This window comes from Azospirillum sp. TSH64 (assembly GCF_003116035.1).
GTDB lineage: Bacteria > Pseudomonadota > Alphaproteobacteria > Azospirillales > Azospirillaceae > Azospirillum.
In genome coordinates this window covers 814412-828976 of sequence record NZ_LGQW01000015.1, presented here as the reverse complement: position 1 = coordinate 828976, position 14565 = coordinate 814412, and the positions used below count along the sequence as shown (strand labels likewise).

Sequence of the window (14565 nt, the reverse complement as noted above, 5' to 3'; positions counted from 1 at the left end):
CAGTTCTTGCCGCCCCTCTTGCCGTCCCTGCGGTGCTGGGAATCGGATTCCGGGTGCTGACCGTCCGGAACCTCCCGAAACGGGTGATTCCGCTCCGGTTCGGGCACGGGTGCTTGGCACGGCGCTTGCTGTACCTGTCGTGACCACCGAGCCGGGAGACCGCCCATGGCCATCGACGCCACCACCATCGACAGCAGCGCCGTTCAGCGTGCGGTGCCGCGCGAGAAGGCGTCGCCGGTCATCAACGACGGCCACAATGGCGGTCCGGTGGAAATCCAGGGCGACATGTCCTTCTGGGACTTCCTGGACATCATCAACCCGCTGCAGCACATTCCGATCGTCAGCACCGTCTATCGCGAAATCACCGGCGACACCATCCAGCCCTCCATGCGGATCATGGGCGACATGCTGTATGGCGGCGTGATCGGCGGCATGGCCTCCATCGCCAACGCGGTGATCGAACAGGCGACCGGCAAGGATGTGGGTGAGACGGTCATGGCTTCGCTCGGCTTTGGGGGAGGTGACCATCCCGCCGCCTCCACCGCCGTCGCGGACGCCTCGGGGGGGCCGGCGGCGTCCGGTTCCCCCGCGGAGCCGCAACAGGCACCTGCCACCGGGCTTGCCGCGGCGCTGACCGCCGCCAAGCCGGCCGACCTTGTCTCCGCACCGTCGCCGGCTCCCGCTGCCACCGGACAGCCGATCCGGCTTGCCGCCGCGTCGCCGGCAGCTGCCAAAGCCGCATCGGCAGAGGCCTCGCCGGCCCTCACCGCGCAGCTGGCCGCGGGTGCCGCCCCGCACCCCAGCAAGATGCCGGCGCGCGACACCCCGCTGGCCAGTTCGGCCCTGGCGAAGCACAGTGCCCCCCGCTTTGCGGCGCCGGTTCCGGGAGCGGTGACCGCCTCCGCCCGCGCCATCGGTGCCACGGCGGCCAATGGTGGCCAGCCGCAGGCCGGCACCGGGCAGCCGGCCCCCGACCAGCCGGGCGACGCCGCGCCGTCCGCGCCACCGGCCGCCGGATCGGCTCCGGTCACGCCGGACATGCTGTCGGAGACGATGATGCGCAATCTGGCCAAGTACGAGCAGTCGCGCAAAGCGGCGCAGACGGCCACCAGCACCACGCGGGTTTCGGGATGAGCATCGAGATCGGTGTGACGCCGGATCGCCCCGGCACCGACAAGGTCGGACCCGACGGCGTCGGTCCGGTCACCACCGGCCGCCTGCGCTGGCCGGGCGGGGAGGCGCCCTGCGTGCTGGGCCGTGGCGGTGTCCGCCCCGACAAGCGGGAGGGCGACGGCGCCACCCCCGTCGGCCGGTTCCCGCTGCGCCGCGTGCTGTGGCGCGCCGACCGGCTGCCGCCGCCGGAGACCGGGCTGCCGCTCCACCCCATCGCCGAGCAGGATGGCTGGTGCGACGCGCCGGAGGATCCCGCCTACAACCGGCCTGTCGTTCGCCCCTATCCGGCCAGCCATGAGGAGATGTGGCGGGACGACCACGTCTACGACATCGTGGTGGTGATGGGGCACAATGACGACCCGGTGGTGCCGGGAATGGGCAGTGCCGTGTTCCTGCACCTCGTCCGTCCCGACCGGACGCCGACTGCGGGCTGCGTCGCGCTGGCGCCCGAGGACATGCTCCGGCTGCTGAAGGACTGCGGCCCGGGCAGCGCGCTCAGCGTTGCCGGCCCGGCTGTCTCCGATGCTGCCGCCTGCTGTTGAGGCGGTTACTGGGCCGGGTTAGGGACGCGCACCGAAGATCGCCGTACCGACGCGCACATGGGTGGCGCCGAAGCGGACGGCGGTCTCGTAATCCCCGCTCATGCCCATGCTGATCTCCGGCAGGCCCAGCCGGCGCGCCATCTCGGCAAGCAGGGCGAAATGCATGGCCGGCTCTTCGTCCACCGGCGGGATGCACATCAGCCCAGTGACCGGCAGGCCCAGCCGGTCGCGGCAGTCGGCCAGGAAGGCCTCGACCTCCGCCGGGGCGATTCCCGCCTTCTGCGGCTCCTCGCCGGTGTTCACCTCGATCAGGCAGCGCGGCCGGCGGCCGGACTTCGTCATTTCCTCCGCCAGCGCCTCGGCCAGCTTCGGGCGGTCCAGGGTCTGGATCACGTCGAACAATGTTACGGCATCCTTGACCTTGTTGGTCTGGAGCGGCCCGATCAGATGCAGTTCCAGGTCCGGGAAGCGCTCCTTCAGCGCCGGGAACTTGCCCTTGGCCTCCTGCACGCGGTTCTCGCCGAACACGCGCTGGCCGGCGGCAAGCGCCTCCTCCACCGCTTCGGCCGGATGGGTCTTCGACACCGCCACCAGAGTCACGGCGTTCTTGTCGCGCCCGCAGGCGGATGCCGTCTCCGCAATGGCACGCCGCACCGAGTCGAGCCGTCCCGTCACGCTGTCCGCAACCGTGGAACCGCCTGCTTCGGGGCCGGTTCGCGTATCTTTGCCAGTGCCCTGCGTCGTCGTCATGGCCGCCCCCAATCCGGTCGCTGCGGGTGTACAGCGCTTCCGCGGCGTGTTAGCGGACGGTCCGCGGAAACGCAAGCGCCCCAAGCGACCATGCCCGACGCATCCCCATCGCCGGCGCGGGTATCGTCATCGTTCTGCATATCGAGGAGACCTCCGCATGCGGAGTCCGTTTCGTTCCCTGCTCTCCGCCTTGACGCCGGCCGTCCCTGCCGGCCTGTTCGCCGCCGCAGTGGCCGTCTGGTGCGTCGCCGTTCCCGCCGCCAGCCCCGCCCATGCCGAGGAGCATCCGAAGCAGGCCCCCAAGGCTGCCGCCCCGGCGAAGCCCGGTGCCAAGCAAGGCAAGGCCAAGGTCATGCTGGGGTCGCCGATGACCAAGGTCCGCTTCAGCGAGCCGGCCTACCCGCTGACCGACGACGGCACCTATCGCAGCTTCATGGACAAGGTCCTGGACGAATATGGCCGCCGTTGCGTGCGGCAGGAACAGTTCGGCTGGGAGGTCGCGAAGGACGATCAGGAGCGGCTGGACTTCATCTTCCAGGGGACCATGGCGAATTACGGCCGCATGGGCTACCTGCTGGGCGAGATCCATCCCAAGTCGGTCACCGATTCGGAGACGATCGTCTTCCTCGGCGACCGAGACAAGGAGCGCTACCTGCTGGTCTGGACGCCGCTGGAGTCGTCGGTGCTGTTCATGGCGTGCGATACGGCCGACAAGGACTCCAAAACGGCGCCTAAGAAATAAGCCGGTCCCGGACAACGACAAAGGGCGACGGATTTCTCCGTCGCCCTTTTCGTATCCGCCGTCGGAACCCTGCCGCTCAGAAGGCGAAGCGGGTATCCCACAGGACGATGTTGGCGTCGTTGTTCACGCCGCCGACCTTGTTGTCGAGATAGCTGTATTCCAGACCCGTGGTCAGGCCCGGCGCAACGGTGTAGGTCACGCCGGCCTGCCAGACATGGGCACGGGCGTTCAGGCCGGCGAAGTTGCTGTCGATGCCCTTCGCGTCGGTGTAGGTGGCGGCCAGGATCACCGAACCGAAATCGTAGTTGGCGCCGACGATCCAGACCTGCTGGTCGTCCACCCCGCGGGTGCCCTTGGCATAGCCGCTGTCGCCGCTGAAGGCGTAGCTGCCGCCGACCTTGAAGCCGGCGTAGGACAGGTTGGCGCCGACATGGACCGAGGACAGATCCTCAAGCTGGCTGGCCGCCTTGGCGAACTGATAGGCGGCGCTCGCCTCCAGGCCGAAACCGCCGAACTCGCCTTTGTAGGTGGCCTGGACCTCGCCCATGTCGCGATAGGCGGTGCTGTTCTTGCGGCGGTTGATGTCGGTGTTGCTGCTGCCATAGACCGGCGTGTAGGCGGCGCCGACCTGGAAGCCGGCGAAGCTCGGCGTCAGGTAGATGATCTTGCTGCTGGCGTCGCCCGACTCCAGCGTGCGCAGGCTGCCCAGCGCATAGGGCGCGCCGTTGGTGTTCGCGTAGTAGTTCAGGAACTGCGCGTCCGGCGAGCCTTCGATGCCTTCGACGTTCGGGCCGATGATGCCGTATTCGTCCGACAGGCCGTTGATCACGCCGGCCTGGATGGTGCCGAAGCCGCCGTTCACGAACATGAACGCGCGGTCGCTGTCGGTGCTGCGGTTGTTGTTGGTGCCGCCGGCAGCGCGTAGGCGCAGGCGGGCGCCGTATTCCAGACCGTTGTCGGCCTTGGCCGTCGGGGTGATGGTCAGGCGGAAGCGGTTGGCGAACTCGGTCTTGCGCAGGCCGGTGTTGTCGTCCTGGTCGACATAGGCGCCCTGGAAATAGGCGTCGCCGCCCAGCAGGATGTCGAACTTGGACTGTGCAGAAGCGGTGCCGCAGCCGGCGGCGAGAGCAACGGCGGCGCAGCCAATGACGAGAGAACGCTTCATGGATGTCATCCTCGGTGCATGCGTCCCGTCAGATTGGGGCGCGAGCGGTATCTTGTGACCCCAGACTTAGTCCTGCCACCGCCACTCCGACAAGTGGCGGCGGGGTTGAAAGTCACCTCATTCCGAGGACAGTGACGGGAAAAGCACGGAACTCCGGATCATGTAAATTCATATATTAAATACTTGCCGATTTATTGGGCGTCACAGTCAGCAGTCTTGCGCCGAAGGGTTACCTATTTCGGACGAGTTGAGGCATGAGCCTGTTCGGCATGCGCCGGCCTGCCTTCCGGCTGGGAAATGGACAAAAAAAGAGGCGGCGGATTTCTCCGCCGCCTTCACGTTTGCTGCCAGGTACCCGTCCCTTAGAAGGAGAAGCGGGTGTCCCACAGAACGATGTTGGCGTCGTTGTTGCGACCGCCGGACTTGTTGTCGACGTAGCTGTATTCCAGACCGGTGGTCAGGCCCGGGGCCACGGCGTAGGTCACGCCGCCCTGGTAGACGTGGGCGCGGGCGTAATCGGCAGCGGAGAAGGCGCCGGTGCCGACGTTGGCGCCCTTGGCGTCGGTGTAGGTGGCGGCCAGGATGACCGGGCCGATGGTGTACTGGGCACCGACCAGCCAGACCTGGTTGTCGTCAACGCCGGTGTGGCCCTTGCGGTAGCCGCTGTCGCCGCTGAAGGCATAGCTGCCGCCGATGGCGAACGGACCGAAGGTGACGGTGGCGCCGCTGTGGATCGACGACAGGTCTTCGAAGCCGGTCGGGGCCTGGGCGAACTGGTAGGCAACGCTGGCTTCGATGCCGACGCCGCTGAAGGCGCCCTTATAGTAGGCCTGAACTTCACCCATGTCGTTGTAGGTGACGTTCTTGCGGCGCTCGATGTTGGTGTTGCTGCTGCCGTAGGTCGGGGTGTAGGCGGCGGTCAGCTTGAAGCCGGCGAAGCTCGGGGTCGAGTAGACGATCTTCGTGCTGGCGTCGCCCGACTCGAGCGTGCGCAGCGAACCGACAACGTACGGCAGCGAGGTCACGCCGTAGTAGTTGAACACCCAGCCGTCCGGGCTGCCCGAGATGCCGTCGACGTTCGGGCCGATGACACCCGAGTCGTCCGACGGGCCGTTGACGACACCGGCCTGGACCGAACCGAAGGAGCCGTTCACGAAGATGTAGGCGCGGTCGGCGTCGGTGGTGCGGACGTTGCTGGTGCCGTTGGAGGCACGCAGGCGCAGGCGGGCGCCATATTCCAGGCCGTTGTCAGCCTTGGCCGTCGGGGTGACGGTCAGACGGAAACGGTTGGCGAATTCGGTCTTGCGCAGGCCGTTGTCGTTGTCCTGGTCGACATAGGCGCCCTGGAAGAAGGCGTCGCCGCCCAGCAGGATGTCGAACTTGGACTTGGACTGGGCCGAGGCGGTGCCGCAGCCGGCGGCGAGGGCAACGGCGGCGCAGCCGATGACGAGAGAGCGCTTCATGGATTATCCATCCTTATGCGTACGCCCCGTTCTGGCCGGGAGCGGTCGGTTGTCTTTGTAAGCAAGACTTAACCGCTCTCCAATTACTCCGGCAAGAGGCAAACTGCGGCGCGCTTTCGCATTCGCAACACAGTTGCAACAAAAACACACTCATAACTGGTTGGAATGATTGCAAAATCCAAGAGTGGCTGAATTCTGCTCTTTGGTTGGACTGAAAATCAGGCGGCTTGCCTACAAAGTTGGCAAGGGGAAGGCATGGGCAAGAAAAAAGGCGGTGGCCGAAGCCACCGCCCTTTCCATCCGTTGCCGGACGTTCGATCGAAAGATCGATTAGAACGCCAGGATCGAGCGGACCAGGACGACGTCGCCCTTGTCGTCGCGGAGCGAGGCGTCGTTGTCCAGCTTGAAGTGGTCGTACTGAGCCTGGACGGTCAGGCCCGGAGCGACGGTGTAGCCGACACCGATTTCGTAGACCTGCAGTTCGCGGTCGCCGGCGGTGAAGAACGAACCGGCGTCCTTGCCGTTCTTGTAGTTGGCACCGACAACGATCGGGCCGGCGGTGTACTGAGCGCCGACAACCCAGTTGCGGGTGTTCTCGGTGGCAACGCCCGGACGCTTGTTCTGGCCCGACTTGCCGTAGTCGATGTAGCCGCCGCCGATGGCGAAGCCGGCGTAACCAACCTGAGCGCCAGCCTGCCAGGCGTTCAGATCCTTGTAGTTCGAACCGACGACGTCGTCGACGGCACGGCCCCAGTTGTAGCCGGCGCTGGCCTTAACGGTCACGCCGCCGAAGGTGTTGTTGTAGTTGGCGCCGACTTCGACGATGTCGGTGTAGGTGCCAGCGCCGCCAGCGGCGAACGTGCCGACCGGCTTGACGCGGTTGACGTCGGTGGCCGAGCTGTCGTTACGCGGGGTGTAGCTGGCGCCAACCTGCAGGCCGGCGAAGCGCGGCGAGAAGTACACGATCTTGGTCGAGTTGGCTTCCGCCACCAGCGACTGGGTGATGATCGTGTTGCCGTTGGTGACGGTGCTGGCGGCGCCGCTGTTCAGGCCGTTGGCGGTGGTGCCGATCCAGGCCGGCAGCGCGTCATAGATGCCGAGCGGCAGGTAGTCGAGCGGGGCGGTCGTGTAGGTCTCGTCGTTGAACGAGTTGGTCACGCCGAGGCGGACCTGACCGAAGGAGCCCTGCGCGAAGATGTAAGCGCGGTCGGCATCGGTGTTGCGGGCGTTGTTGGTGCCAGCGTTGGCACGCAGACGCATACGCGCACCGTACTCCAGGCCGTTGTCGGCCTTGGCGGACGGGATGATGTTGATGCGCATGCGGTTGCGGAATTCGGTCGAACGCAGGCCGGAGTCCAGATCCTGATCGACGTAGCCGGCTTCGAAGTAGGCGTCGCCGCCGACCTTGACTTCGAACTTAGCCTGGGCGTTGGCGGCGCCAGCGCCGAGGGCGAGAGCGGCGGCGGCAGCGCCGGCCAGCAGATAACGGGTCATGATTTTTGCCTCCATCCTGGCAGCAGATGTTTCAGCCTGGTTGACGTCCTGGCTGAGACTTTCGTACGCACCCCCGCCTTCGCCAGCAAGCGGCAAATCTCCGGGATTGCTGCATTGGGGGGACAGTGTGTCGCACGGAGCACACTAAGAAGGAGGCCCTTGGCGAGCCCGCCGCAGTGCAACCCGGCAGGCTTCGCCTGTTGTCATCCTGTTGTGACGGGGTGGGGCAAAGACGCTTCCGCTGTTGCGTGGTGCCGTCCACTTATGGTCTGTTCACCGGCATTCCGCGCGTGACTCGCGCGCGGCAACCCCTTTTCTAAACCGGGTTCCCGACCATGCGCCGTTCGACCGCCCTTCGCCTTGTCCCTGTACTGCTCGCGGCTTCCGTCTCGATCGCCGGCTGCGCAAGCTGGGGCGGCAAGACCGAAACCGTCGAAGAGCAGATGAAGAACAAGGACTACAAGTTCGGCAGCCTGCTCGGCACCGACGGCGGTCTGAACCTGTTCGGCAAGAACAAGCGTGGCGGCGACCAGGACACGGCCGGGGGCATCGGCGTGAACAGCTTCCTGTGGCGCGCTTCGCTCGACACCTTGTCCTTCATGCCCATCGCCTCGGCCGACCCGTTCGGCGGCGTGATCCTGACCGACTGGTACACCCCGCCCGATTCGCCGAACGAACGGTTCAAGGTCAACCTCTACATCATGGACCGCCAGCTGCGCGCCGACGGCGTCCGGGTGTCGGTGTTCAAGCAGCAGCGGACCGGCAACGACTGGCGCGACATCACTGTCGGGCCGGAAACCGCCGGCACCCTGGAGGACGCGGTTCTGACCCGCGCCCGCCAGCTTCGCGTGGCGCAGAACGCCGCCGCCCGCTGACGCGGCGGCCGGTCCGGGCTGGTGTCCCGGCCTTTCGAGCATCTGGTACAACGGAAAACGGCGTCGCGCTCATGTCGCGTTACAATGTCAAGGAAACCGAGGCGAAGTGGCAGGGCGTGTGGGACAGCAAGGGCTGTTTCACCGCGCGCGAGGACGCCTCCCGGCCCAAATACTATGTGCTGGAGATGTTCCCCTATCCGTCGGGGCGCATCCACATGGGCCACGTCCGCAACTACACCATCGGCGACGTGATCGCGCGCTTCAAGCGCGCCAAGGGCTTCAACGTCCTTCACCCGATGGGCTGGGACGCCTTCGGCCTGCCGGCGGAGAACGCCGCGCTGGAGAAGAAGGTCCATCCCGCCGCCTGGACGCGCGAGAACATCGCGACCATGCGCGGGCAGCTGAAGACGATGGGCCTGTCCATCGACTGGGACCGCGAGATCGCCACCTGCGATGTGGAGTATTATCGCCACGAGCAGAAGATGTTCCTGGATTTCCTGAAGGCGGGCCTCGCCTACCGCAAGGAATCCTGGGTGAACTGGGATCCGGTGGACAACACCGTTCTCGCCAACGAGCAGGTGATCGACGGCCGCGGCTGGCGCACCGGCGCGCTGGTGGAGAAGCGCAAGCTGTCGCAGTGGTTCCTGAAGATCACCGCCTATGCCGAAGACCTGCTGAAGGGCCTGGAGACGCTGGACCGCTGGCCCGAGCGCGTCCGCATCATGCAGGAGAACTGGATCGGCAAGTCCACCGGCGTCCGGTTCCGCTTCAAGATCAAGGGGCGCGAGGACGATCTGGAGGTGTTCACCACCCGCCCGGACACGCTGTTCGGTGCCTCCTTCGCCGCGATCTCCCCGAATCACCCGCTGGCGGCCGAACTGGCCGCGTCCAGCCCGGAACTGGCCGAGTTCATCGCCGAGTGCAACCGGCTGGGCACCAGCGAAGAGGCGATCGAGACGGCGGAGAAGCGCGGCTTCGACACCGGGCTGACGGTCGTGCATCCCTTCGATCCGTCCTGGGAGCTGCCGGTCTACGTTGCCAACTTCGTGCTGATGGAATACGGCACGGGCGCCATCTTCGCCTGCCCGGCGCATGACCAGCGCGACCTGGATTTCGCCCGCAAGTACGGTCTGCCGGTCCGCCCGGTGGTGATTCCGGCCGATGCCGATCCGGCGGCCTTCGAGGTCGGGACCGAGGCCTACACCGGCCCCGGCGTGCTGCGGAACTCCGCCTTCCTCGACGGACTCGACACCGAGTCGGCGAAGGAGGAGGCCGGCAAGCGGCTGGAAGCGGCGGAGCAGGGCGAGCGCACCACCCAGTACCGCCTGCGCGACTGGGGCGTGTCCCGCCAGCGCTATTGGGGCTGCCCGATCCCGGTCATCCATTGCGAGTCGTGTGGCATCGTTCCGGTTCCGGACGACCAGCTGCCGGTCGTGCTGCCGGAGGATGTGACCTTCGACAAGCCCGGCAACCCGCTGGCCCACCACCCGACCTGGAAGCACACCGGCTGCCCCAATTGCGGCAAGCCGGCGCTGCGCGAGACGGACACCTTCGACACCTTCATCGAGTCGTCCTGGTATTTCGCCCGCTTCTGCTCGCCGAAGACCGAGGATGCGGCCTTCACCCGCGAGGCGGTCGATTACTGGCTGGGTGTCGACCAGTATATCGGCGGCATCGAGCATGCGGTCCTGCACCTGCTCTACAGCCGCTTCTGGACGCGCGCGCTGAAGACCTGCGGCTACCTGAACCTGGACGAGCCGTTCACCGGCCTGTTCACCCAGGGCATGGTCAACCACGAGACCTACAAGGACTCCGGCACCGGCGCCTGGCTGGCTCCGACCGACCTGACGAAGAACGACAAGGGCGAGTGGGTCCGGGCCGACACCGGTGCGCCGGTCAATGTCGGCCGTGTCGAGAAGATGTCGAAGTCCAAGAAGAACGTGGTGGATCCGGCGCACATCATCGGCACCTACGGCGCCGACGCCGCCCGCCTGTTCATGCTGTCCGACAGCCCGCCGGAACGCGATCTGGAGTGGACCGAGGCCGGCATCGACGGTGCCTGGCGCTACATCAACCGCCTGTGGCGGATGATGACCGAGGCGGACCTGCCGGCCGCCGGGACGCCGAAGCCCGAGTTGCTCAGCCCGAAGGCCGAGGCCGTCCGTCGCCTGGTCCACAAGACCATCGCCGGCGTGTCGGAGGATCTCGACAAGTTCCGCTTCAACAAGGCGGTAGCCCGCGTTCGCGAGCTGTCCAACGCGCTGGGCGAGCTGGACGGCAAGGGTGACGGCGAGGGCTGGGTCCTGCGCGAGGGCTTCGAGTCGCTGGTCCGTCTCGTCGGTCCGATGATGCCGCATCTGGGCGAAGAGCTGTGGGCGCAGCTGGGCCACGGCCGCCTGCTGGCCGACCAGCCCTGGCCGGAGGCCGACCCCGCCCTGGTGGTGGAGGACAGCATCAAGGTCGCGGTCCAGGTCAACGGCAAGCTGCGCGCCACGCTGGAACTGCCGCGCGACATGGACAAGGATGCGGCGGAGCAGGCGGCACTTGCCGATGTCAACGTCCAGCGCGCCATGGACGGCAAGCCGGCGCGCAAGGTCATCGTCGTCCCGAACCGGGTGATCAATGTCGTCGTCTGATCCCAGATCGATCCGCCAGGGCTCGTTCCGCCGGAGCCCGCCCCGTCAGGCCCCACTCCGTCGGGCCGCGGCGCGGGGGCTTTTCGCCCTCGCGCTCGGCCTATCCGCCGTGTCCCTGTCGGGCTGCGGGTTCCAGCCGCTCTATGGCGGCAAGGGCATCGGGGCCGCCGCGTCCGAGCGGCTGATGGAGGTCGACATCGCGTCGATCCCCAACCGCGAAGGGCAGAAGCTCCGCAACCTGCTGATCGACAATTTCTACCCGTCGGAGCGGCCGAGCGCTCCGCGCTACCGGCTGGAAGTGTCGCTGACGGCGTCGGAACAGAAACTGGCCTTGCAGAAGGACGCCACCGCGGTGCGCGCCCAGCTGCTGGTCAACGCCCCCTACCGGTTGACCGACACCCAGACCGGGCAGGTCGTGTTCCAGTCCAGCTCGCGCTCGATGGTCAGCTACAACACGCTGGAGCAGCATTACGCCGCCATCGTGACAGTGCAGAACGCTTATGATCGGGCGCTCGAAGACATCTCCAACGACATCACCACCCGCGTCGCCATGTTTCTCGGCCGCGGGTCCTGACCGGCCGGGGATGCACGGGTGAAGCTCCAGCCCAAGGCGATCGATGGTTTTCTGCGCAGCCCGGACCGCAAGGTTCGGGCGGTGCTGCTTTATGGCCCCGACTCGGGGCTCGTCCGCGACCGCGCCCAGACGCTGGGCAAGACGGTGGTGCCGGACCTGTCCGATCCCTTCCGCGTCGCTGAGTTCCTGGGGCGCGCCATTGCCGACGATCCGGCGCGGCTGGCGGACGAGGCGGCGGCGATCTCCTTCACCGGCGGCCGGCGCCTGATCCGCGTCCGCGATGCCGAGGACAACGCCACCGCCGCCTTTGCCGCCTTTCTGGAAAACCCGCCGCCGGGCGACAGCCTGGTGGTGGTCGAGTCGGGCGACCTCTCAGCCCGCTCCAAGCTGCGGCTTCTGTTCGAGGGGGACGATGCCGCCGCCGCCATCCCCTGCTATGTCGAGGAGGAGGCGTCGCTCGGCCGCGTCATCGCCGACATTCTGCAAGGCCATGGGCTGACCGCCGATCCCGACGTGCTGAGCTTCCTCGCCGGCAACCTCGTCGGCGACCGCATGGTTGCCCGCGGCGAGGCGGAAAAGCTGGCGCTCTACATGGGCAGCGAAAGGCGCGTGCGGCTAGAGGATGCCCAGGCCTGCATCGGCGATAGCGCCGCCCTGTCGATGGACGAGCCGATATGGGCGGCGGCGGAGGGCGATTTCGCGACTCTCGACCGCTCGCTGGCGCGCCTGTTCGCCGAGGGCACCTCGCCGGTGCCGATCCTGCGCGGCGCCCAGCGCCATTTTCAGCGGCTGCAACTGCTCACCGCCCAGGTCGCTGCCGGCAAGTCGCCGGAGGCCGCCGTCGAGTCGCTGCGCCCGCCGGTCTTCTTCAAGCTGAAAACCCGGCTGGTCAGGCAGGCGCGCCACTGGTCACCCAACCATGTCCGGCAGGCGCTGGAGCGGCTGGTCGATGCCGAGGCCGACTGCAAGCGCACCAACATGCCGGACGAGACCCTGTGCGCCCGCGTGCTGTTCCAGCTCGCCTCGCTGGGAGCCCGGCGCTGAAGGATGGCGCTGACTTGACCGTTGGGGGCGGTGCGCTATCTGGCGGAGCATGAGCGACGCCACTTACTCCGCGCCACCGCCCGCCCCCTTCCGGGTCCGCTGGTGGCAACCCCTGCTGTTCTGGGTCATCGTCAATGCCTGGGGCTTCGTCGAGCGGGGCGGGCAGCCCTTTGCCGGGCACCACCCGTCGCCCTTGCAGCCGCCGGGCTGGGTCTTCCCGGTGATGTGGTTCACCCTGAATGTCTTCCAGATCTGGGGAGACATCCGCCTGATCGACCCGGCGCGGCGAATCCGCAGCCGCGGGCTTCTGATCGGCCTCCAGGCGGTGACCTGGGCGATCTACGCCACCTTCAGCCTCGTCTATTTCACGCTGGGCAGCTCAATCCTCGCCGCGGCATGGACGGTGTGCTTCTTCGTCATCACGTCGATCTGCATCGCGCTGGTGGGGCGTGACGACCGAAGCATTGCGCTGATCTGGACGCCGTTGATCCTGTGGACCGGCTTCGCTTCGGTGGTCGGCATCCACAATGCCCTCATCAACCCCGATCCGCTGTTCGGGACGCCAGCCCTCTGGGGATAAAACCCGGATAAAAACCTTGCATGGAATATCACCCGGGTATAACCAATCGGGACAGATAACCCGCGAAGGAGTGAAGGCTATGGCGGCGACGGTTGGGAAAGAGGATCGAAAGGCGGCAGTGGCCGCCTACAAGGAGCGCAAGAGCGTGGCCGGTGTCTTCGCCGTCCGTTGCGGGGCCTCCGGTACGGTGTGGGTGGGCGGCGCGCCGGACCTCGACAAGATCCGGAACCGCCTCTGGTTCCAACTGAAGATGGGCGGCTGCCCGCACCGCAGCCTGCAGGTGGCCTGGAACGCCCATGGCGCCGAGTCGCTGGCGTTCGAGATCGTCGAGCCGCTGGAAGACGAGGAACTTGCCTTCGCCCGCGCTGCCGCCCTGAAGGCGCGGGTCGCCCATTGGGTTGCGGCTTTGCGGGCAGAAGCGATCTGAGGGCGGGCGCTCAGCCGCGGTAGTCGTGAACCCGGCCGGTGAAGTCGGTCACGCGATAGCGGTTCCCGTCCTCCGCTTCGATCCAGGCCGGGGCGGCGGGGGCTTTGCCATGGCCGCCGGGAATGTCGAGCACGTAGGTCGGCTGGCACAGGCCGGACAGTTTCCCGCGCAGGCCGGTCACCAGTGCCTGCCCCTCCGCCAGCGTCGGACGGAAATGGCTGGTGCCGGCGGCAAGGTCGGGATGATGCAGGTAATAGGGCTTCACCCGGTTGCGGACCATCCCGCGGAACAGAGCCTCCAGCGCGGCATGGCTGTCGTTGATGCCCTTCAGCAGCACGGTTTGTCCGACCAGCGGGATGCCGGCCCCGACCAGCCGGGCCAGCGCCGCCCGCACCGGCGGAGTCAGTTCGTCGGCATGGTTGATGTGGACGGCGACCCAGGTGGCGAGGTCAGGGGCGGTCAGCGCCTCCACCAGTTCCGGCGTGACACGGTCGGGATCGGCGGCGGGAATGCGGCTGTGCAGACGGACGACACCGACATGCGGCATGGCCGACAGCGCGTGGACGATCCCGCGCAGCCGGCGCGGCGACAGCAGCAGCGGGTCGCCGCCGGTGATCACCACCTCCCATACCTCCTCATGCTCGCGGATATAGGCCAGCGCCGCATCCATCTCCTCGGCGGTCAGTGCCTCGCCGCCCGGGCCGACCATCTCGCGGCGGAAGCAGAAACGGCAATAGACCGCGCAGGCGTGCAGCGGCTTCAGCAGCACCCGGTCGGGATAGCGGTGGACGATGCCCTTCACCGGGCTGCGCGCCACGTCGCCGATGGGATCCGCGAGTTCCTCCGGCGTGCTGTACGCCTCGGCCGGGGAGGGGACATATTGGGCATAGAGGGGATCCCGCGGATCCATGCGTCCGGCCAGCGCCTCGCGCAGGTACGGGGTCAACGCCACGGCATAGCGGTCGGCGACCGTGCGCACGGCATCGCCGGCCTCCGGCGTCATCAGCCCGGCGGCCACCAGATCGGAAACGCTGTGCAGGGCCTTCATCGCTCTTTCCCGCTTCGACGGAATGGGTCATGTAGGAAAGCGACCGCTCTTA

14 protein-coding genes are annotated in these 14565 nt (G+C 67.1%); 9 read left to right on the top strand and 5 right to left on the bottom strand.

Annotation, left to right across the window (positions count from 1 at the left end; genetic code table 11):
- Positions 1–165: 165 nt before the first annotated feature.
- Positions 166–1134, top strand: a complete 969-nt coding sequence (locus TSH64_RS05160) for a hypothetical protein (protein WP_109095843.1) — start codon at positions 166–168, stop codon at positions 1132–1134.
- Positions 1131–1715 (top strand): L,D-transpeptidase family protein, encoded by a 585-nt coding sequence (locus TSH64_RS05155; RefSeq protein ID WP_109095842.1) that lies wholly within the window; start codon positions 1131–1133, stop codon positions 1713–1715. Before TSH64_RS05160 ends, TSH64_RS05155 begins: the two co-directional genes overlap by 4 nt.
- 18 nt (positions 1716–1733) lie before the next feature.
- Here TSH64_RS05155 and TSH64_RS05150 read toward each other — a convergent pair whose 3' ends face one another.
- Positions 1734–2390 carry a YggS family pyridoxal phosphate-dependent enzyme gene (locus TSH64_RS05150; RefSeq protein ID WP_109095841.1) on the bottom strand — a complete coding sequence of 219 codons (657 nt, stop codon included), beginning with the start codon at positions 2388–2390 and terminating at the stop codon, positions 1734–1736.
- Positions 2391–2622: 232 nt separating this feature from the next.
- Between TSH64_RS05150 and TSH64_RS05145 the strand changes: the two genes are divergently transcribed.
- On the top strand, positions 2623–3207 hold the full coding sequence (locus TSH64_RS05145; RefSeq protein WP_109095840.1) for a hypothetical protein: 585 nt from the start codon (positions 2623–2625) through the stop codon (positions 3205–3207).
- 76 nt (positions 3208–3283) lie between these two features.
- On the opposite strand, the gene TSH64_RS05140 is transcribed toward TSH64_RS05145, so the two are convergent.
- The 3 genes from TSH64_RS05140 to TSH64_RS05130 form a co-directional block, all read right to left on the bottom strand.
- On the bottom strand, positions 3284–4372 hold the full coding sequence (locus tag TSH64_RS05140; protein ID WP_109095839.1) for a porin: 1089 nt from the start codon (positions 4370–4372) through the stop codon (positions 3284–3286).
- Between the two features lie 362 nt (positions 4373–4734).
- On the bottom strand, positions 4735–5835 hold the full coding sequence (locus TSH64_RS05135; protein ID WP_109095838.1) for a porin: 1101 nt from the start codon (positions 5833–5835) through the stop codon (positions 4735–4737).
- A 330-nt stretch (positions 5836–6165) separates the two neighbouring features.
- Complete coding sequence (locus TSH64_RS05130) at positions 6166–7329, bottom strand: porin (RefSeq protein WP_109452307.1); 1164 nt, start codon at positions 7327–7329, stop codon at positions 6166–6168.
- Between the two features lie 335 nt (positions 7330–7664).
- On the opposite strand from TSH64_RS05130, the gene TSH64_RS05125 reads away from it, so the two are divergent.
- The 6 genes from TSH64_RS05125 (at position 7665) to TSH64_RS05100 (ending at position 13465) form a co-directional block, all read left to right on the top strand.
- On the top strand, positions 7665–8204 hold the full coding sequence (locus TSH64_RS05125; protein WP_098740706.1) for a DUF3576 domain-containing protein: 540 nt from the start codon (positions 7665–7667) through the stop codon (positions 8202–8204).
- A gap of 71 nt (positions 8205–8275) precedes the next feature.
- Positions 8276–10840 (top strand): leucine--tRNA ligase, encoded by a 2565-nt coding sequence (gene leuS / locus TSH64_RS05120; RefSeq protein ID WP_109095837.1) that lies wholly within the window; start codon positions 8276–8278, stop codon positions 10838–10840.
- A gap of 109 nt (positions 10841–10949) precedes the next feature.
- The gene (gene lptE / locus TSH64_RS05115; protein WP_247872763.1) at positions 10950–11414 is read left to right on the top strand and encodes an LPS assembly lipoprotein LptE; all 465 of its coding nucleotides are present in this window, start codon (positions 10950–10952) and stop codon (positions 11412–11414) included.
- Positions 11415–11432: 18 nt separating this feature from the next.
- Entirely contained in the window at positions 11433–12458 is a 1026-nt protein-coding gene (holA, locus tag TSH64_RS05110) for a DNA polymerase III subunit delta (protein ID WP_109095835.1), read from the top strand.
- Positions 12459–12507: 49 nt separating this feature from the next.
- Positions 12508–13038: a TspO/MBR family protein gene (locus TSH64_RS05105; protein ID WP_109095834.1), complete on the top strand. Its 531-nt coding sequence runs from the start codon at positions 12508–12510 to the stop codon at positions 13036–13038.
- A 79-nt stretch (positions 13039–13117) separates the two neighbouring features.
- A complete protein-coding gene (locus tag TSH64_RS05100; RefSeq protein ID WP_109095833.1) occupies positions 13118–13465 on the top strand; it encodes a GIY-YIG nuclease family protein in 348 nt (115 codons plus the stop codon).
- Positions 13466–13475: 10 nt separating this feature from the next.
- On the opposite strand, the gene TSH64_RS05095 is transcribed toward TSH64_RS05100, so the two are convergent.
- The gene (locus TSH64_RS05095) at positions 13476–14513 is read right to left on the bottom strand and encodes a lysine-2,3-aminomutase-like protein (RefSeq protein WP_109095832.1); all 1038 of its coding nucleotides are present in this window, start codon (positions 14511–14513) and stop codon (positions 13476–13478) included.
- Positions 14514–14565: the final 52 nt, after the last annotated feature.